17 protein-coding genes and 2 pseudogenes are annotated in these 19,681 nt (G+C 51.7%); 18 read left to right on the top strand and 1 reads right to left on the bottom strand.

Annotated elements, in window-relative coordinates; all coding sequences use genetic code 11:
• The first annotated feature begins 5 nt into the window (after positions 1–5).
• From murA to XI25_RS25510, 16 genes and pseudogenes are all read left to right on the top strand, one after another.
• Complete coding sequence (gene murA / locus XI25_RS25585) at positions 6–1,289, top strand: UDP-N-acetylglucosamine 1-carboxyvinyltransferase (RefSeq protein ID WP_046680840.1); 1,284 nt, start codon at positions 6–8, stop codon at positions 1,287–1,289.
• Between the two features lie 60 nt (positions 1,290–1,349).
• Positions 1,350–2,117 (top strand): cell division protein FtsQ/DivIB, encoded by a 768-nt coding sequence (locus tag XI25_RS25580; RefSeq protein WP_046680839.1) that lies wholly within the window; start codon positions 1,350–1,352, stop codon positions 2,115–2,117.
• 202 nt (positions 2,118–2,319) lie between these two features.
• Positions 2,320–3,603 (top strand): cell division protein FtsA, encoded by a 1,284-nt coding sequence (ftsA, locus tag XI25_RS25575; RefSeq protein ID WP_046680838.1) that lies wholly within the window; start codon positions 2,320–2,322, stop codon positions 3,601–3,603.
• A 57-nt stretch (positions 3,604–3,660) separates the two neighbouring features.
• A complete protein-coding gene (gene ftsZ / locus XI25_RS25570; RefSeq protein ID WP_046680837.1) occupies positions 3,661–4,779 on the top strand; it encodes a cell division protein FtsZ in 1,119 nt (372 codons plus the stop codon).
• 328 nt (positions 4,780–5,107) lie between these two features.
• Positions 5,108–6,086 (top strand): annotated as a pseudogene (gene spoIIGA / locus XI25_RS25565) (sigma-E processing peptidase SpoIIGA).
• A 590-nt stretch (positions 6,087–6,676) separates the two neighbouring features.
• The gene (gene sigE, locus XI25_RS25560; protein WP_046680836.1) at positions 6,677–7,399 is read left to right on the top strand and encodes an RNA polymerase sporulation sigma factor SigE; all 723 of its coding nucleotides are present in this window, start codon (positions 6,677–6,679) and stop codon (positions 7,397–7,399) included.
• 77 nt (positions 7,400–7,476) lie between these two features.
• Positions 7,477–8,259: an RNA polymerase sporulation sigma factor SigG gene (sigG, locus tag XI25_RS25555; protein ID WP_046680835.1), complete on the top strand. Its 783-nt coding sequence runs from the start codon at positions 7,477–7,479 to the stop codon at positions 8,257–8,259.
• Between the two features lie 159 nt (positions 8,260–8,418).
• Positions 8,419–8,727 carry a YlmC/YmxH family sporulation protein gene (locus XI25_RS25550; protein ID WP_046680834.1) on the top strand — a complete coding sequence of 103 codons (309 nt, stop codon included), beginning with the start codon at positions 8,419–8,421 and terminating at the stop codon, positions 8,725–8,727.
• A 92-nt stretch (positions 8,728–8,819) separates the two neighbouring features.
• A complete protein-coding gene (pgeF, locus tag XI25_RS25545) occupies positions 8,820–9,668 on the top strand; it encodes a peptidoglycan editing factor PgeF (protein WP_046680833.1) in 849 nt (282 codons plus the stop codon).
• An 8-nt stretch (positions 9,669–9,676) separates the two neighbouring features.
• The gene (locus tag XI25_RS25540) at positions 9,677–10,366 is read left to right on the top strand and encodes a YggS family pyridoxal phosphate-dependent enzyme (RefSeq protein WP_046680832.1); all 690 of its coding nucleotides are present in this window, start codon (positions 9,677–9,679) and stop codon (positions 10,364–10,366) included.
• A gap of 2 nt (positions 10,367–10,368) precedes the next feature.
• The gene (locus tag XI25_RS25535; RefSeq protein WP_046680831.1) at positions 10,369–10,806 is read left to right on the top strand and encodes a cell division protein SepF; all 438 of its coding nucleotides are present in this window, start codon (positions 10,369–10,371) and stop codon (positions 10,804–10,806) included.
• 7 nt (positions 10,807–10,813) lie between these two features.
• Positions 10,814–11,083 carry a YggT family protein gene (locus XI25_RS25530; RefSeq protein WP_046680830.1) on the top strand — a complete coding sequence of 90 codons (270 nt, stop codon included), beginning with the start codon at positions 10,814–10,816 and terminating at the stop codon, positions 11,081–11,083.
• Positions 11,084–11,101: 18 nt separating this feature from the next.
• On the top strand, positions 11,102–11,884 hold the full coding sequence (locus tag XI25_RS25525; RefSeq protein ID WP_200901485.1) for a YlmH family RNA-binding protein: 783 nt from the start codon (positions 11,102–11,104) through the stop codon (positions 11,882–11,884).
• 202 nt (positions 11,885–12,086) lie between these two features.
• Positions 12,087–12,581, top strand: a complete 495-nt coding sequence (locus XI25_RS25520) for a DivIVA domain-containing protein (protein WP_046680828.1) — start codon at positions 12,087–12,089, stop codon at positions 12,579–12,581.
• Between the two features lie 406 nt (positions 12,582–12,987).
• Positions 12,988–16,074: pseudogene (gene ileS, locus XI25_RS25515) on the top strand (isoleucine--tRNA ligase).
• A 244-nt stretch (positions 16,075–16,318) separates the two neighbouring features.
• Positions 16,319–16,651: a DUF5665 domain-containing protein gene (locus XI25_RS25510; RefSeq protein ID WP_046680827.1), complete on the top strand. Its 333-nt coding sequence runs from the start codon at positions 16,319–16,321 to the stop codon at positions 16,649–16,651.
• A 110-nt stretch (positions 16,652–16,761) separates the two neighbouring features.
• On the opposite strand, the gene XI25_RS25505 is transcribed toward XI25_RS25510, so the two are convergent.
• On the bottom strand, positions 16,762–17,496 hold the full coding sequence (locus XI25_RS25505; protein WP_046680826.1) for a TraR/DksA C4-type zinc finger protein: 735 nt from the start codon (positions 17,494–17,496) through the stop codon (positions 16,762–16,764).
• 210 nt (positions 17,497–17,706) lie between these two features.
• Between XI25_RS25505 and lspA the strand changes: the two genes are divergently transcribed.
• Both lspA and XI25_RS25495 read left to right on the top strand, forming a co-directional pair.
• Complete coding sequence (gene lspA, locus XI25_RS25500) at positions 17,707–18,210, top strand: signal peptidase II (RefSeq protein WP_046680825.1); 504 nt, start codon at positions 17,707–17,709, stop codon at positions 18,208–18,210.
• Between the two features lie 77 nt (positions 18,211–18,287).
• Positions 18,288–19,196: an RluA family pseudouridine synthase gene (locus XI25_RS25495; protein WP_152669225.1), complete on the top strand. Its 909-nt coding sequence runs from the start codon at positions 18,288–18,290 to the stop codon at positions 19,194–19,196.
• The last annotated feature ends 485 nt before the right edge of the window (positions 19,197–19,681 follow it).

Genomic DNA, 19,681 nt, shown 5'->3' with positions numbered 1-19,681 from the left:
ATACATTGGACAAATTGGTGATTGAGGGCGGAAGCCCCCTATCAGGAACCATACGTATCCATGGAGCAAAAAATGCCGCTTTACCGATTCTTGCGGCAAGCCTTCTTGCCGAAGGAAGTGTCCGGCTGAGCAATGTTCCGCACCTGCTGGACATTGAGGTGATGCTGAACATACTCGACCGTCTCGGATCGAAATGCAAGCATGAGCATGAGACGGTCACTGTGGATACATCATCCGCCAATTCGTTTCATGTGCCGGAAGATTTAATGAAGCAGATGAGATCCTCCATCTTTCTGATGGGTCCTCTGCTGGCCCGATTCGGTGAAGTGACGATTTACCAGCCCGGGGGCTGCGCGATCGGCGAACGGAAGATCGATCTGCATCTTCAAGGTCTTAAAGCGCTTGGTGCCGAAATCGAGGAAAGCGAACAAAAAATTCACTGTAAAGCCAGCAGGCTCGTCGGGGCGGACATCCATCTGGATTTCGCCAGCGTCGGCGCTACCGAAAATATCATGATGGCCGCCGCAACGGCCAAAGGCACCACGGTTCTGACAAATGCGGCCAGAGAACCGGAAATACAAGATCTTCAGCATTTTTTGAATAAAATGGGCGCGAATATTATCGGTGCGGGCACGGATACGATAACCATTCACGGGGTGGACCGGCTTGAACCGTGCGATTACGAGATCATCCCGGACAGGATTGTGGCCGGTACCGTCATGATTGCCGCTGCAGCCACACGGGGCAGCGTTACGCTCACCAAATGCAATCCCACCCACCTGACGTCCCTGATTCATGTGCTGAAGCGCGCCGGTGTTCAAACCAGTGTCTGCAATGATATAATGAACATAAGCTGCATGGGCCGTCCCAAAGCCGTCGAGCGCATCGTGACTTCGCCCTACCCGTCTTTTCCGACGGATCTGCAGTCACAGATCATGGTTCTTTTATCCCTTGCCGACGGGTTCAGCGTGATGAAAGAGACGGTCTTCGAAGGACGCTTCAAGCACGTGGAGGAACTGTCAAGAATGGGAGCGGACATATCAACCGATATGAACTGTGCTTTTATCCGCGGTGTCCAGCGCATTTATGGCGCAACCGTGGAGGCTACGGACCTTCGTGCAGGCGCAGCGCTCGTCATTGCGGGGCTTGCTGCCCACGGCACGACGGTGGTGGAGCAGATTCACCACATCGACCGGGGGTATGACCGGATTGAGCATATGTTCCAGGGCTTGGGAGCCAAAATTTATAGACAGTCACCCGTCCCAAAGCCGCTTGATTTAGCTAATTGACGATCCTGTACATCCCCTCCGCGACGAGGGGGTGTCAGGTCTTTTACGGAGAGAGAGGATATGCCAAAAATCCAGATTCCTGCGCTGAAAGCGGAAAAACCAAAACCGAGGACGGGCAGAAAAATCATTGCCGTGCTCTTGCTGTTGTTCATTGCCCTTCTGGCCGTACTCTTTTTCCGTTCGCCCGTCAGCCGGGTGTCGGAGATTCATTTTACGGGAAATACGTTTAATACGGAAAAGCAGCTCATGCAAAAAAGCGGGCTTGAAATCGGCGCCCAGTTTTTCGGCGTGGACACGGAAGAGACGGAGAAACGCCTGACCGCAATCGGCACGATCAAGAGCGCAAAAGTGGACAAGCAGTTTCCGGGCGTGGTCATCGTTAATATTGTCGAGCACCCTACGGTAGCGTACGAGTTAGGAAAGGACGGAAGCCTCCAGGCCCTTCTGGCAAGCGGCAAATCCGTTCCTGTTTCCGCCAGCGGAATCGCCGTGGAAAAGCCGATATTAACGCAATGGGATCCGAAAGATCCGAATAAGGTCAAATTGAGCGAGGTTTTAGCCGATATTCCTAATAGTATGACATCCGATATTTCCGAAATCATACCTTCGCCTACGCCTTCCTTTCCGGATCGGATCAAATTGTATACGCGCTCGAAGTTTGAAGTGATCACGGCCGTCTCCCTGCTGCGGGATAAGGTCGGGTATTTGAGCCAGGTGACCGAAACGCAGCAGCCGGGCATCATCACGATGCTGGAGGCCGATTCCTACGAACCTTTCAAACCGGAAATCTCTGCAGAAGAGGGCGAGGAGCCCCCTACTCAGAAGTAGGAAAAAATGGTACAATCATTCGTATTGGCACCTTGCCTTTCGTCCCTTTTTTTTCTTTGACTTTTTTTGGGCATCAATTAGCAGATGTTGGCACTAAAAAAAATTGTAGAAAAAAGAGGGAAAGCCTAGCGCGTGTTGAATAAGTTAGAGTAGTGTTTTTGGATTAGTAGATTACAATGTGAAAAACAGGAGGTGCCAGGGCTTGAGCAACAATGACATCATTGTTAGTTTGGACATCGGTACATCCAAAGTTCGTGCTATTATTGGGGAAATTAATAATGGAACCTTTAATATTATTGGAGTTGGATCTGCCGACTCGGAGGGAATTCGAAAAGGCGCAATTGTAGATATCGATCAGACTGTACAATCCATTCGCAGTGCCGTTGATCACGCGGAGCGTATGGTCGGTATTCAAATATCCGAAGTGTACGTCGGCATTACAGGAAATCATATCGGACTTCAAACGAGCCACGGCGTCGTGGCGGTATCGAACGAGGATCGTGAAATCGGCGAGGAGGATATCGACCGCGTGCTGAAAGCGGCAGAGGTCGTTGCACTGCCTCCCGACCGCGAGATTATCGATGTGGTAGCGAAACAGTTTGTGGTAGACGGATTGGAAGGGATTTCGGATCCCCGCGGCATGATCGGCGTCCGTTTGGAAGTGGAAGCGACGATTATAACCGGTGCCAAAACGGCTATACATAATCTTTTGCGCTGCGTGGAAAAGTCAGGCTTGAAGGTGAAGGATCTTGTATTGATTCCGCTGGGTTCGGGACAGCTTGCCCTTTCCAAGGACGAAAAGACCATGGGATCCGTGCTGGTGGATATCGGCGCAGGCTCGACTACGCTTGCCGTATTTGAGAGCGGCAGCATATCCGCGACGTCCACGCTTCCGATTGGCGGCGACTTCGTAACGAACGATATCGCCTACGGACTTCGGACGTTGACGGATCAAGCCGAAAAGGTGAAGCTCAAGTACGGATGTGCGTTTATGGACAATGCCGCTCCGGAGGTGACTTTCAAAGTAACCCGTATCGGCAGCAATGTGGACAAGGAGTTTACGCAGGAAGACCTTGCCGCCATTATCGAACCCCGTGTTCAGGAAATCTTCCAATTGGTGCGCCAAGAAATCAAGCGCTTGGGTTACAGCGAGCTTCCAGGCGGTTATATACTTACGGGTGGTACAATGTCCATGCCTGGTGTGCTCCAGGTGGCACAAAACGAGCTGGCGACTTCGGTCCGGATCGCGGTTCCCGATTTTATCGGCGTACGCGATCCTGGCTACTGCAGCGGAGTCGGAATTCTCCATAATGCGATCCGGAACATCCGGGTGCGCGCAACCGGAGGAAATGCCAGCACCAGCGGCAACAGCAAGAAACCGGTGAACCGCTCGAAGCAAAATCCTGCCGCAGCAACTCAGGAAACCAGCAGCCAGAAGCCGGGATTTATCGAACGCTTGAAAAACATGTTCAGCGAATTTATATAGCGGGTTCATTTGACAGTGGACGTGCCATCCACGCACATTGAGGGGGAGATGGAATAGATGTTGGAATTTGATTTTGAAATGGAGAGCTTGGCCCAGATTAAAGTAATCGGGGTGGGCGGCGGCGGCAGCAATGCAGTAAACCGCATGATTGAAAACGGCGTTCAAGGCGTCGAATTTATAACGGTAAACACGGACGCGCAAGCGCTCCACCTCGCAAAATCAGAACATAAATTGCAGATTGGCGATAAACTGACCCGCGGACTCGGCGCCGGCGCAAACCCGGAGGTAGGCAAGAAAGCTGCGGAAGAATCCCGCGATCTGATCATGAATACGCTCAAGGGTGCAGACATGGTGTTCGTCACGGCTGGGATGGGCGGCGGTACCGGTACAGGTGCCGCACCAGTCATTGCGGAAATCGCGAAAGAGTGCGGCGCGTTGACCGTAGGCGTTGTAACGAGGCCTTTCACTTTTGAAGGTCGCAAGCGGTTTTCCCATGCAGAACTCGGGATTGAAGCTTTGAAAGAAAAAGTGGATACGCTGATTGTTATTCCTAACGATCGCCTGCTCGAAATCGTAGACAAAAAGACGCCGATGCTGGAAGCTTTCCGCGAAGCGGATAACGTTCTTCGCCAAGCCGTTCAGGGCATCTCCGACCTGATCAAGGTACCGGGCCTGATCAACCTTGACTTTGCCGACGTGAAGACCATTATGACCGAGCGCGGTTCGGCCCTGATGGGCATTGGTGAGGCGTCAGGCGAGAATCGTGCGGCAGAAGCGGCACGCAAAGCGATCATGAGCCCGCTGCTGGAGACCTCCATCGAGGGAGCGCGCGGCGTCATTATGAACATTACCGGCGGGGCGAATCTTTCCTTGTACGAGGTAAATGAAGCTGCGGAGATTGTAATATCCGCATCCGATCCGGAAGTAAACATGATCTTCGGTGCCATCATTGATGAGAGCAAGAAGGAAGAGATTAAAGTTACGGTCATTGCTACCGGATTCGAGGGCAAGCCGGCTCCTCAGCCGCAAGGACGCCGTCCTGTGCCTCAGAGTGAGCAGCAGCCTCAACCGTCCGACAAGAGTAATGTAAACCTGAAGCCGTTTGGCAATCAAGTGAGCAGCGACCAATTGGATATCCCGACCTTCCTCCGCAACCGTTCGCGCAACAACGATTAAGACATGAAACCCGTTTTCTTTTGAGGAAACGGGTTTTTCTTTTTTTCGGGCGTTTTTATTCCTTGAAAAACATGAAAGTCGCTGATGTTCGCGTGCCCCAATATTAACCTCGAAAACTTCTGAATGGGGATAGGAGTCCTTTCCATCCAACATTCTTTATTGTTACAGCCGTCCTCTATAACTGCCCTGCATCGACAAAATTAGTCGGTGGACAACCCTCAGGTTTAGACAGACTTTGATTTCTATTCTTCTTATACTAAAAACATCTCCCACAGCCCAAACAAGAAATAATAACCCGGGAAAGATTCCGGCTAGGCGGGTGAAGACCCTGGTTGTTTATATTGATTTAATCTTTTTGGCAAACCTGTTGATCGACGGTGCGCTGCTAGCTTTAACGGCTTGGATGCGAAGATTGAAGCCGAGCTGGTGGAGGCTTGCCTTATCCGCCGTAACGGGTGCGATGTACGTCGTGATGATGTTTGTGCCCGGGCTGAGCTTTTTGTTCACGTTTTTGATCAAGTTCGGGCTATCGCTGATCATGCTGTGGATCGCCTTCGGCTTTGTCAGTCTGCAAAGTTACATACGAAACTTGGGTGCATTTTACATGGTGAACTTTGCGGCGGCGGGAGGCATTATCGGGTTTCATTACTTGCTGCAAAATTCGGGAGAGATATTCAGCGGGATCTGGTTTTCGGCCTCGGGCGGCCTTTCGTTTGAATTGAAAGTGGGCTTTTGGTTTATGTGCATTGCTTTTTTTTGCGGTCATTATGATTTTTAAGGCCGTTCAGACGAACCGGCGGCAGGTAGAGAACCGGGAAACTTTGCTCGGGGAGGTTACCGTAAACCTGGGTGAGGCGACGATACGGTGTACGGGTCTGCTTGATACGGGAAACCAGCTAAGCGATCCGCTCACACGTACTCCGGTTATGGTCATGGAGGCTTCGCTATGGGAAGCTTACCTGCCACCGTCCTGGAGCAAAAAACTGGCCGAAGGCGAGCCGGACAAACTCGTCATGGAGCTGGGAGAGACGGAGTTTCCGTGGAAGGACCGTTTGCGCCTGGTGCCTTACCGCGGCGTGAACAGAGGAGCGGCGTTTATGCTGGCCCTGAAACCGGATTCCGTCGTGATCGTGCTGGGTGGCAGGAACTATGCGGCCGGAAAGGTTCTGGTCGGATTTGACGGCGGGACTCTCTCAGGCGAGGGTGCCTACAGGGCGATCATACATCCGGATTTGGTGGACGGAGAGGGGCAGCCGGAGGCTCGGGCAGATGCTGACGCGAGTTCGGGCAATAGCGCGGCGGTATGATCATGGCTGACCATGGAAGAAGCCGGTATTCAGCCGCTATCCTAGTGAATCAGCCCTCTTTATAGCCATGTACAGCTGAGAGATATGCCGGTAAGTACTTCTTTTTGCATCCGATTCTCGAAATCTAACGGACATGGATTCCGTTCGTTGCGTTATTTAAACGTATGAAAGAGTGTAACGGACTCAGGTTCCGTTATTTACGGTTTTGCCTGCCGCTTCACGCTGTAAATGCCATCTTAACGGATTCTATGTCCGTCAGCCTCCAATTATGGGGCCAAAACCATGTTTAAGCGTCAGCTATGTCCGTTAGAGGCTGGAAGGCAGGTATCCCTTCGGAAAAAAAGATATCGTTTACGAAGTCTGTTCCCCTTGGAGGAACCTGGGTCAAATACTTACGAAGTAGTTTCCCTCCAGGAAACTAAGTTGATGCTTACGAAGTAAGTTTTCCTTCGGAAAACTAGGTTTACGCTTACGAAGTAGTTTCCCTCCGGGAAACTAAGTTGATGCTTACGAAGTAGTTTCCCCCCGGGAAACTAAGTTGATGCTTACGAAGTAAGTTTTCCTTCGGAAAACTTTTAGGAGGACAAAAGATGCCGGTTAAATGGAGATTAGCGCTGCAGCTGCAGTATTATCGAGTTTTGTTTTTGCTGGGGCTCAAAAGCCAGGAAGTCTATTATATCGGAGGAAGCGAAGCGCTGCCTCCGCCCCTGACGCGGGAAGAAGAAGAATATTTGCTGCAAAAGCTTCCTTCCGGGGACGCTGCCATTCGGGCCATGCTGATCGAGCGGAATTTGCGGCTTGTGGTATACATCGCCCGAAAGTTCGAGAACACGGGGATCAACATCGAAGATCTCGTCTCCATCGGAGCCATCGGATTGATTAAGGCGGTCAATACCTTTGATCCCGAGAAAAAAATCAAGCTGGCCACTTATGCCTCCCGCTGCATCGAGAACGAAATTCTGATGTATTTGCGGCGCAACAGCAAAACTAGGAGCGAGGTGTCTTTCGATGAGCCTTTAAACATCGATTGGGACGGCAACGAGCTGCTGCTTTCGGACGTGTTGGGCACGGAAAACGACACCATCTACCGCAACATCGAGGAGCAGGTGGACCGCAAGCTTCTGCAAAAGGCGCTCGACAAGTTGAGCGACCGGGAGCGGCTCATTATGGAGCTCCGATTCGGCTTGCAGGACGGGGAAGAAAAGACGCAAAAGGACGTCGCCGACCTGCTCGGCATCTCCCAATCCTACATTTCCCGATTGGAAAAAAGAATCATAAAGCGGCTCCGGAAGGAATTCAACAAGATGGTTTAAATGGAAAAGGCAAGGAATAAAATAAGCCCCCTCGGAGATAATGTACAGTAATGTTTCTCCTTGGGAGGTTAGTCATCATGACCCGAAACAAAGTTGAGATTTGCGGTGTGGATACGGCGAAACTGCCGGTTCTGACGAATGCGGAAATGAGGGAACTTTTTCATGATCTGCAGCAGAACCACGTAAGGGCAGCCAGAGAGAAATTGGTGAATGGCAATCTGAGGCTGGTGCTCAGCGTCATTCAGCGTTTTAACAACCGGGGCGAATTTGTGGATGACCTGTTTCAGGTCGGCTGCATCGGCCTCATGAAAGCGATCGACAACTTCGATCTTTCCCAGAACGTAAAATTTTCCACCTATGCCGTACCGATGATTATCGGAGAAATCAGGCGCTATCTAAGGGATAACAACCCGATCCGGGTGTCCAGGTCGCTGCGCGACATTGCGTACAAAGCGTTGCAGGTCCGGGACCAGCTCACGAATTTAAATTCCCGGGAACCGACGATTTTTGAAATATCCGAAGCGCTGAACGTGCCCAAGGAAGACGTTGTTTTTGCACTCGATGCCATACAGGATCCCGTCTCGCTGTTTGAACCGATTTATCATGACGGCGGCGATCCGATCTATGTGATGGATCAAATCAGCGACGATAAAAACAAGGATGTATCCTGGATCGAGGAAATTGCACTGCGGGAAGCGATGCACAAGCTGGGCCAGCGTGAAAAAATGATCTTGTCCATGCGTTTTTACGAAGGTAAAACCCAAATGGAGGTCGCCGATGAAATCGGCATTTCCCAGGCACAGGTGTCCCGGCTCGAAAAGTCGGCCATCAAGCAGATGCAGAAGCATGTCAAAACTTAATATCGATGCTGGAACCGGTAACGATCCCCTTGCGGGATCGTTTTTTGCTTTTGTCTCCAAAATGAAGCTATTTTGCCGGTCTGGGGCATATATTGAAATATACTAAGCTTCTAAGGTGTGATGACCGTGATACCAGATAATCAGATGGTGGGGAATATAATGAAAATATCCGACTTTCAAACCAAGGATGTCATTAATATTATCGACGGCAAAAGGCTTGGTCAGGTTAGCGATCTGGAGCTGGATTTGAGACAAGGGCGCATCGAGGCCATCGTTGTCCCGAGCTACGGTAAATTCATGGGTCTTTTCGGCGGCGGCAGCGACTTGGTTATTCCTTGGCGGAATATCGTTAAAATCGGTTCGGACGTGGTGCTCGTCAAAATGGAGGAAGTCCGAAGAATGCCGGAGGAACAAGAGCCTGCAGGTTATCTTGAGCGGCCGGACCGCGTGGACCGGAGGACTTATTAGACCCGCATGCTTTATGCCAAAAGCTGCTTCTTCACGGGGAAAATGTTTCAACCGCCGGATTTCTGTTACACTGGTGTAGAGGTGAGTGAATAATGGAACCGTTTGTGAAGCAGGACCGGCAGGGACCGGGTCTGTTTAAACTTAAAGCATGGGAAGAGCTGGAGGACGGCCTTACAGCGGGCTTCAGCGGCCGGGACGGGGGCGAGGGCGAGGCTCCTTATGATTGTTTGAATCTGGCGTTCCATGTAGGAGACCGTCCGGCAGACGTTATGGCGAACCGGAAGCTGGTGGCTGAGGCTCTCGGCTTCACGCTTGAGGACTGGACCTGCGGAGAACAGGTGCACGACAGCAGGATTGCCGTCATCGGGGAAGGGGATCGCGGCAAAGGGAGCTTGGACCGCCTATCGGCCGTTCAGGACACCGACGGTCTGCTGACGAACGTGCCGGGAGTGCTGCTGACGTCTTTTTACGCGGACTGCGTGCCCCTGTACTTCTGGGATCCCGTTCAAAAAGCGGCAGGTTTGGCCCATGCAGGCTGGAAAGGGACCGTGGCCGAAATCGGCCGAAAAATGATTCAGCGCATGATTTCGGAATACGGCAGCCGCCCGGAGAATATCAGAACGGCCATCGGACCGTCGATCGGTCCTTGCTGTTATGAGGTCGATGACAGAGTCATGGCCCGCGTGCGCGATTTGGGGCTGTCCGCTCCGGGCAATGATCATGGCCCTGACGCTTTATATACCGACAAAGGAAACGGGAAATATATGCTGAACTTGAAAGAAATAAACAGACACATTATGATAAAAGCAGGAATATTGACGGATCATATCGAATGTACATCATGGTGTACAAGCTGTCGCAACGATTTGTTCTTCTCTTACCGGAAGGACGGGGGCACGACGGGGCGTATGGCAAGCTGGATCGGAATGAGAAAGAGGTGAGTCTTCCCTTGAGTTTGATAGAGCGCATCAGTCAAGTGGAACAGCAGGTATCGGAGGCCTGCCGCAGGAGCGGAAGAAACCGCGATGAAGTCAATGTGGTTGCCGTGACGAAATACGTCTCTGCCGCCAAGGCGGCTGCCGTTTTGGATCAAGGCATTCAGCATATCGGGGAGAACCGCTGGCAGACAGCCGAGGAGAAATGGCGTGCTCTTGGAGAACGCGGAGTCTGGCATTTTATCGGCCACCTCCAAACGAACAAGGTGAAAGACGTGATCGGTAAATTTCAATATATCCATTCGCTGGACAGGCTTTCCCTGGCGAATGAGCTGGAGAAAAAAGCGGCTGCGTTGAATATTCGGGTATCCGCATTTATGCAGGTGAACATTTCCGGGGAAGCTACGAAACACGGCCTTCAGCCTGAGCAGGCAGCCGATTTTCTCCGGGAGATTGAGCGATTTAAGCATCTGAATGTAATCGGGTTAATGACGATGGCTCCATTTGAATCATCTCCGGAAGATACACGTCCTGTATTTCGCGGATTGAGACAGCTAAGAGACGAACTGAACGCACGGGCGTTTACGCCGGAGCCAATGACCGAATTGTCCATGGGGATGTCCAATGATTTTGAGGTGGCGATTGAGGAAGGTGCGACTTGGGTGCGTCTGGGCTCAATTTTAGTGGGAAAAGAGGAGGATTGACGATGGGAGTCATGAACCGGTTTATGAACTTTATAGGTTTGCAGGACGAAGAAGAGGTCGTGGAGCGGGAAGTGCTGGACGAGCCGGTGGAATCTCCGCCGCTTGATCACCGCAAAAACATTAAAGGGAACAACGTGGTGAGTATCCACTCGCAGAAAAACGTGAAGGTTGTACTGGTTGAGCCGAGGTCTTATGACGAGGCTCAGGAGATCGCGGACCATCTAAGATCCTTCCGTTCGGTTGTCGTTAATTTGCAGCGCGTCCGTAATGATCAGGCGCTGCGCATAATAGACTTTCTTAGCGGGACCGTTTATGCTTTGAGCGGCGGCATTTCGAAGGTGGGCGGAAATATTTTCCTGTGCACTCCGGATACCGTGGAAATTCAGGGCTCCATTTCGGAGATCCTGCTCGACGAGCAAGACTATAACAGAATGAGGTGATTAAAGCTTGACCAGTAATATTTATGACATCGTGTATTATTTGTTTGAAATCTATTTTTACATGATCCTCGTGTACGTCCTGATGTCCTGGCTCCCGAATGTAAGGGAGAGCTTTATCGGGGAGCTGCTCGGCAAGCTGGTTGAGCCATACCTCGCGCCGTTCCGTCGGTTTATTCCACCCATTGGCGGAATGCTTGACATTTCCCCTATTATCGCGCTGTTCGTTCTGCAGCTTGCAAGGAACGGCGTCTTCGCAATCATCGGCTATCTGGCGTAGCCGGGGAGGACAGGGTTGATGAGACCGGATATATACGAGCATTTTCACCGGGACGAGCGGGAGTTTGTGGACAGGGCATGGGAATGGGTGGAGAATGCCGGACAGTATCATGAGACCAAGCTGACGGATTTTCTGGATCCGCGGCAGCGTTTCATTCTCGAGAGCCTGGTCAACCGTCATCCGGATGTCCATGCCGTCTTTGACGGAGGCCACCCGGAAGCGGAGCGCGTTCGTGCATTGATCGCTCCGGATTACCGTGATCTTGAGGACGAGAATATGGGGTTGGTGGTTCTCGCCATTACCTCGGGAGACCAGAAGTTTCTTTCGCTGGAGCACGGGGATTATATGGGATCGATCCTGGGACTCGGAATCAAGCGATCGAAGATCGGCGACATTCATGTGCTGGAGAACGGATGCCATGCCCTCGTAAGCGAAGACATCGCCCCTTTCCTGCATATGAATTTAAGCCAGGTGCACCGGGTACATGTAATGACCGAGCTTTTGTCCCCGGACAAGCTCAGGGTAAAAGAAACGAAGCTCGAAACCATGGAACTGACCGTGGCTTCGCTTCGTCTGGACGGGATCAGCAGCGATGTTTACCGGATCAGCAGAACCAAAATCGTCATTCCGATCAAGGCGGGCAGATGCCGGGTGAATTGGAAAGTCGAGGAGGACCCGTCGGCACCCCTGAAGGACGGGGATGTGGTGTCCATTCAAGGCTTCGGCCGTTTCAAGATTCTTGAAACGGGAGGATTGACGAAGAAAGGGCGATACCGCGTCAAGGTGGGTAAATTTACTTGAAACCGTTTGAAGGATTTGCCGTTTTTTCGTCGAAAATCTTTTAAAATAAATGCATCACGGTTTTCTATATTATGGCAGTAAAATATCAGGTCGATTATGCCGATACAACAGATGACCGCTTGTATTCATGGAGTGGTGGTTTCGGCTTCGGACAGCGGATGAACCCGTCATGCGAAGCCCATATTCTTAGGAGGTGCGCATCATGTCATTATCACCGCTGGATATACATAACAAGGAATTTTCCCGCCGAATCCGTGGTTACGACGAGGATGAGGTTAACGATTTTCTGGATGAGATCATAAAAGACTATGACAGCATGCTTCGCGAAAACAAAGAACTTCGAAACCAGTTAGTGACCCTGCAGGAGAGACTGGATCATTTTATGAACATTGAGGAAACCTTGTCTAAGACGATCATCGTGGCGCAGGAAGCGGCTGACGAATTAAAGATTAACGCGAAAAAGGAAGCCGAACTGATCGTGAAGGAAGCGGAGAAAAACGCCGATCGCATCATTAACGAATCGCTTGGCAAATCGCGCAAAGTCGCTCTTGAGGTTGAAGAGTTGAAAAAGCAGGCTTCCATTTACCGGACGCGTTTCCGTTCCCTTGTCGAAGCCCAGCTGGAGCTGCTGAAGCAGGACGGATGGGAGTCCTTGGAGAGCCGTGAACCAAGCTTGGAGGCAAGAGAGATTTATTGATATTAGAATTGACATTTTTCTTGAAAAAGTCTATAACTAATAACATACATGATTGGATAGCATTCGTTGATGGGATAAGTACGACGGGATTCTGTTCCCCAGAGAGTTGGCACCCCGCTGAAAGCCAATGTTCAGGCCCCAAGGAAGATCCTCCCGGAGAAGTGAAGCCGAAGCGCTAAGCGGCGTGCGTAAGCGGAACCGTCAGCCGAACGTTACATCGGCCCCTTGCCCGAAAGACCGGGCATGGACTTGAGGTGCCGTTTTAAGCACTGTTTTTATGCATGAAAAGCAGATGTTTTAAACGGAATTAGGGTGGTCACGCGAGCATGGTTCTCGTCCCTTTGGGGATGGGGACCTTTTTTTATTTTCTCAGGAAACCGCGAAACGAAAGGAAGTAGATCATATCATGAACAGAGTGGATGTCAAAGAAAAAAGCGAGGGCAAGAGAGCTCCGCATTCTGAAAAAATGGAACGACGGCGATATCTTCAAAAAAAACAATCGCAAACCGTGAAGGCAAGCCTCATTACGTTTTCTATGAGGGTCCTCCTACGGCGAACGGAGCCCCGCATATCGGGCACGTGCTGGGCCGGGTGATCAAGGACTTTGTCGGCCGCTATCAAACGATGAAAGGTTATAAGGTCATCCGTAAAGCGGGCTGGGATACCCACGGCCTACCGGTTGAGCTCGGCGTGGAAAAGAAACTCGGCATTTCCGGAAAACAGGAGATCGAGAATTACGGCGTTGAAGCGTTTATCAAGCAGTGCAAAGCCAGTGTGTTCGAATACGAGCATAAATGGCGCGAACTGACCGAAGCCATCGCCTATTGGACCGATCTGGACGATCCGTATATTACGCTTCAAAATGACTATATCGAGAGCGTCTGGAACATTCTGGCGACGATCCACGACAAAGGGCTGCTGTACCGCGGACACCGGGTAAGCCCGTACTGTCCGGACTGCCAGACGACGCTGAGTTCCCATGAAGTAGCCCAAGGCTACGAGGATGTCAAAGATTTGAGCGCAACGGCCAAATTCAAGCTGGACGACAGCGGCGAATATGTGCTGGCTTGGACGACGACCCCATGGACGCTTCCGTCGCACGTGGCTTTGGCCGTGAATCCGGATATGGAGTATGCCCGGGTACAACAGGAAGACGGCGTATACATCGTTGCCAAAAACCTGGTGGAGAACGTGATGAAGGGCGAGCATACGGTACTGTCCACACTTAAAGGCTCCGAGCTGGTTGGAAAAACCTATGCGCCACCGTTTACCTTCGCCAAGCCTGCAAAAGGAAACATCATCGTCGGCGCTTCCTTCGTTACGGACGCAAGCGGAACGGGGATCGTGCATATGGCTCCCGCTCACGGCGAGGACGACTACCGTGCCTGCCGTGAGAACGGCATCAGCTTTATCAGCGTCGTCAACGCGCAAGGACGTTACACCGATGAAGTGACGGACTTTGCGGGACGCTTCGTTAAGGATTGCGACCTGGACATCGTCAAGAGCCTGTCCGAGAAAGGGCTGCTGTACAGCAAGGAGAAATACGAGCATAGCTATCCGTTCTGCTGGCGCTGCAAATCGCCGCTTCTTTATTACGCCATGGAGAGCTGGTTCATTGAAACGACGGCGGTGAAGGATCAACTGATCGAGAACAACAACTCCGTAACCTGGTATCCTGGCCACGTTCGTGAAGGACGCTTCGGCAAGTTCCTCGAGGATCTCGTCGACTGGAACATCAGCCGGAACCGTTACTGGGGTACGCCGCTGAACGTTTGGGTATGCGAATCCGGTCATCAGTTTGCGCCTCACAGCCTGGCCGAGCTCCGGGAGCACGCCATCGGCGAGGTGCCGGAGGATTTGGAGCTGCACAAGCCGTACGTGGACGAGGTAAAAGTGAAATGTCCGCACTGTGAAGGCGTGATGCAACGCACTTCCGAAGTGATTGACGTATGGTTTGATTCCGGCTCCATGCCGTTTGCGCAGTACCATTATCCGTTTAACGAGGATAACAAATTCGAGCAGCAGTTCCCCGCGGACATGATCTGCGAAGGGATCGACCAGACCCGCGGCTGGTTCTACAGCCTCCTGGCGGTATCCACGCTGTTTACGGGAAAAGCCCCTTATAAAGCGGTGATGGCGACGGGCCATATTCTGGATGAAAACGGACAGAAGATGTCCAAATCCAAAGGCAACGTGATCGACCCGTGGGATATCATCAATGAATACGGAACGGATGCCTTCCGTTGGGCGCTTCTGGCCGACAGCGCGCCTTGGAACAGCAAACGCTTTTCCAAAGGCATTGTAGGCGAAGCAAAATCCAAAGTGATCGATACGCTGGTAAACACGCATGCATTCTTGACGCTGTATGCGGGCATTGACGGATATGATCCGGAAGTGCATGGATTCAAGGGTTCGGACAACAAGCTGGATCGCTGGATCGTGTCCCGTTTGAACAGCCTCATCCAAGTCGTCGATAAGGGGCTTGGCGTCAATGATTTCCTGAACTCCGCCAAAGCCATCGAAACTTACGTCGATGAACTGAGCAACTGGTATATCCGCCGTTCGCGCGACCGGTTCTGGGGCAGCGGTCTTGGGGAAGATAAGCTGGCGGCTTACGGCACCCTGACTCATGTGCTGCTGACTTTGTCGAAGCTGATGGCGCCGTTTACGCCGATGCTGGCCGAGGATATTTTCGTAAATCTAGGCGGAGGCGAAAGCGTCCATCTCGCGGATTTCCCGCAAGCGGATGAGTCCCTGATCGACAAAACGCTGGAGCAGGACATGGAAACCGCGCGCCAGATCGTGGAACTGGCGCGTAATGTCCGCAACGAAACGGCCATCAAGACCCGTCAGCCGCTGTCCGAGCTGATCGTTTCCATGGACCGCGACTTCAATCTGGCGGATTATGAGGACATCATCAAAGACGAAATCAACGTGAAGCGCATTGAGGTTGAAACGAGCGACAGCGGTTTTGTCGACTTCAACCTGAAGCTAAACCTGAAGGTGGCCGGCAAAAAATACGGCAAAAAACGTCGGTTTCCTGCAAGGCTTCCTGAGAGGGATGTCCAGCGATGAGACGCGCACGGTGGTACAAAACGGCGGCGTGAACGTCACTTCTCCGGAAGGGGAGGAACTGCAAATTACGGCTGAAGAGCTCTTGATCGAGAAGCAGGCCAAAGAGGGCTTTGCGTCAGCTTCCGGTTACGGCCTTACCATTGCGCTTAATACCGATCTCACGCCTGAGCTGGAGCAGGAAGGCTGGGTGCGCGAGGTGGTCCGGGCGGTCCAGGATACGCGCAAAAAGCTTGATCTGCCGATCGAGAAACGCATCGTCCTGACATTGGATACGGATGATGAGCTGAAAGCGGCGATTGCGGCGTTTGATTCGGTTCTCCGGGACAATGTGCTCGTAACGGATGTTCGGTTCGGAGAGGAAGCCGGAATGGAGCGTGTGGAGCTCGGCGGCAAATCGGTCGGCATTCACATCGGATAAATCTGGAACAGAATAGATGAAAGCCGCCGGATTGGGAACAGCGCCCATCCGGCGGCTTTTTGCCGTTGGTAAAAGTCCGTACCGCCGTATGCGGCTCCGGGGAATGAAGCATAATACGTTTGATGTCCAAACAAAACCTGCAAAATGCCTACGGGCTGCAGGTATGCCCTAGAGAACATAACAACAGGGGTGTTTTCGGGTGAAAAGGAGCTGAGGCGTAGTGGGGGAGACTACAGACGGTAACATGTTGAACGATAAGGAAAATAAGCAGAGCGGGACAGTGGATGAACAAGAACAGCTCAGCCGCGTTTATAATCTTACGCAAAACATTGCGCTCCAGCTGGAACAATCGCGGATCAGCGAATATACCCAGTTGCTGAACCGTCCCTGGAAGCTGATCGGACTGAACCTGCTGGCAGGGACGGCAAGAGGCGTAGGCATTGCGATCGGTTTTACCTTTTTTGCGGCAACGATCATTTATGCCCTTCAGGCCCTCGGGGCTTTAAACCTTCCGATCATTGGGGACTATATCGCAGATATCGTGCGGATCGTACAGCGCCAGTTGGAGCTGAGCTGACATAGACTCCTCCGAATGAAGGACATCCGTACGGAAAAACCGCGTTTTACGGTTTTGAGAACCGAAATCGCGGTTTATTTCCCGGAGCACGGATATGAATGTGTTAGGGACTAAGACAAATCCTCATCGGAATCGGCATGGGGATCCAACAGGAAGCTTCCTTCACCCTCCTGAAGGTAATTGTAATATTGAGGGCCGCGGACGATAAACACTTCTGTGTTATCGATATTGGTAGCGACAAAATTTTCGTATGCCTCCACGAAGCCTCCGAGGTCATCGGCTTCCTCGTAATCCATCTCGTTGTAGCTGCCCACTTCAGGATTTTCCGCCATGGCCGGGGAGTTGGAGCTGCCCATGTTCTCCAGGATTTGAAGCGCATCCTCGCCGTCGAAGCCGGAGTACTCATGCTCATCGAGGCTGGATCGTCCGAAGGGAGGGTGAAGAAATTCCTCCTCGACGGGACGGTCGTAAGAAGGAATGACGCGCGGCGTATCCTCCACGCAGTACATGGTGTCGGGAACGGCTTCCAGCCGCTCAAAAGGAATGGGTTGTCCGCATACGACGCATACGCCGTAGGTCCCTTGCTCGATTTTTTCCAATGACGCAAGAACGCGCTCCAGTTCAAGTTCCGCCCTGTCCTGAAGGCCGATGTCTTTTTCGCGCTCGTAAACCTCGGTGGCCAGATCCCCGGGGTGGTTGTCGATATGGGACAGCTCGCCGGTATTGTCCCGTTCGGATATGCTCAGGCCATGCTGATCGTTCTCGTTCAGGCGCTGCAGTTCGGCTTTTCTGTCGAGCAGCTGCCGGTGGAGCTGCCGCAGCTCTGCTTCCGTTAAATGTGACATAATATGAGAGCTCCCTTCCGGTCTTTTTCGGACCGCTTGATTCTTAACTATAGATTGCTCCTCCCGGTGCCCTTTTACAGACGGAAAATGTTCACGGCATTGGTCAGGAATGGACGTTATCCGAGGCGCTGTGCTACAATAAGACGAGCTTCACCGGGGTTAGGTGAGCAGCACTACGCGGATAAGACAAGATCGGAGTGACATGTTATTGTGGTCTATTATTTAATCGCGCTATTCGTATTCCTCGTCGATCAGGGAATCAAATATGTGATCGCCACACGGCTTGAGCTGTATGAACAGATACCGGTGATCGGTGATTTTTTTCTGATTACGTCAAGCCGGAACAAAGGAGCGGCATTCGGCATTTTGCAAAATCAGCTTTGGTTTTTCATCGTTGTGACGGTATTCGTGGTCGTCGGCATTGTTTGGTATATGCAAAAAGTGAGATCGGAAGGCCGTAAATTGCTGCCCACAGCGCTGGCGCTTGTTTTGGGCGGTGCGCTTGGTAATTTTATCGATCGCCTGATCATGGGCGAAGTGGTGGATTTCCTTCAGTTCAACTTTGGATCATATACCTTCCCGATTTTCAATCTCGCGGATTCTTGCATTGTCATTGGCGTGGCTTTGATTATTTTGGACACCCTACTGGAAGGAAAGCGTGAAAAGACGGCAGGGGCGGTTCAAGAAAGCTCCGGTAAGGAAGGGATGGAGTAATCGTGCAGGACGGTACAAGACGGGAACCTTTACATGAACGTAATGCCGAACTAGACGGCGCCGCCGAAGAATCGAATGTGCATGAATGGATCGCGGAAAACCATGAAGCCAAAACAAGAATCGATAAATACATAGCGGAGGGACTCGGTGAAGAAGCCTCGCGTTCCCAAGTTCAGCTATGGATTGCGGAAGGCCATGTGCAGGTTAACGGCAGTCCGGTGAAACCCAATTATAAATTATCGGTCGGAGACCGGATCTCTCTCGTTATTCCCGAACCGGAAGCCGTAGAAATCGTTCCGGAGGATATTCCGCTTGAAATTGCCCATGAAGACCGGGATGTCATCGTGGTCAACAAACCGCGCGGCATGGTCGTTCATCCGGCGCCGGGGCATTCTTCCGGCACGCTGGTTAATGCGCTGATGTTCCACTGCAAGGATTTGTCCGGCATTAACGGCGAGCTCCGTCCGGGGATCGTGCATCGTATTGACAAGGATACATCCGGCCTGATCATGGCCGCGAAGAACGATAAGGCGCATGCTTCGCTTGCGGCCCAGCTAAAGGACCACAGCGTGACCCGGCGTTACTATGCCATTGTCCACGGCAATATCAGCCACGACCAGGGAACGATTGATGCGCCTATCGGCAGAGATCCCCATGATCGGAAGCTGTATACCGTAACCGACCGGAACAGCAAGCATGCTGTGACGCATTTTTCGGTACTGGAGCGGTTCGGGGATTACAATCTGCTGGAGCTGAAGCTGGAGACGGGAAGAACGCACCAGATTCGCGTGCATATGAAATACATCGGACATCCCTTGGTGGGCGATCCGGTGTATGGCAGAAGCAAGGGGCTCAAAATGGACGGACAGGCTCTTCACGCCGCCGTTCTCGGGTTCATTCACCCGTCAACGGGCGAATATATCGAGTTTTCGGCGCCTTTGCCTGAGGATATGGAGGAGCTTCTGGCGGTGCTACGGAGCCGCTAGGGCTTTATTTCAGGAACGATGGCTTTCGTTTAAAAGAACAAACCGTCGTTTACCGCTTGTTCTTCTCTCTAAATTAAAGAAGGGGCTGTCCCTGGTCAATGGACCTTTTGGGATAGCCCCTTTCGTATTATTAGGTCAACCAGAGTTTACTGGTTGGTCTTTTTTATTGGTTGTTTTACGATGGTGGTAGCCGGGAGAACGTGACAGCCCCTGGGGGGAACCCCGTGAAAAAAAACAGTTCTCTCACTATCGCCTTCTACCATGTTTGAGCTGGTTGAGGCAAATGACCTCGTATAACAAGCATTTTTAAAGCGAAATGTTCCCTATGGCCGAGATCAATTGATTTTGCATTCACCAAAAGGATTTGAACGATTGTTTCAAACTTTAATGGAATTAGAAGTTAAGACAAATCGGAAGCCCGTTGTTATCTTGGAACCAACAGGGCACTACCATCGTGTCCTTGTTAACTATTTACAAAGCGTAGG

This window comes from Paenibacillus sp. DMB20 (assembly GCF_000987955.1).
In the GTDB taxonomy this organism is placed as follows: domain Bacteria; phylum Bacillota; class Bacilli; order Paenibacillales; family Paenibacillaceae; genus Paenibacillus_AQ.
Note: the sequence above shows the minus strand (reverse complement) of the source record. Positions and strands in the feature narration are given on the sequence as shown.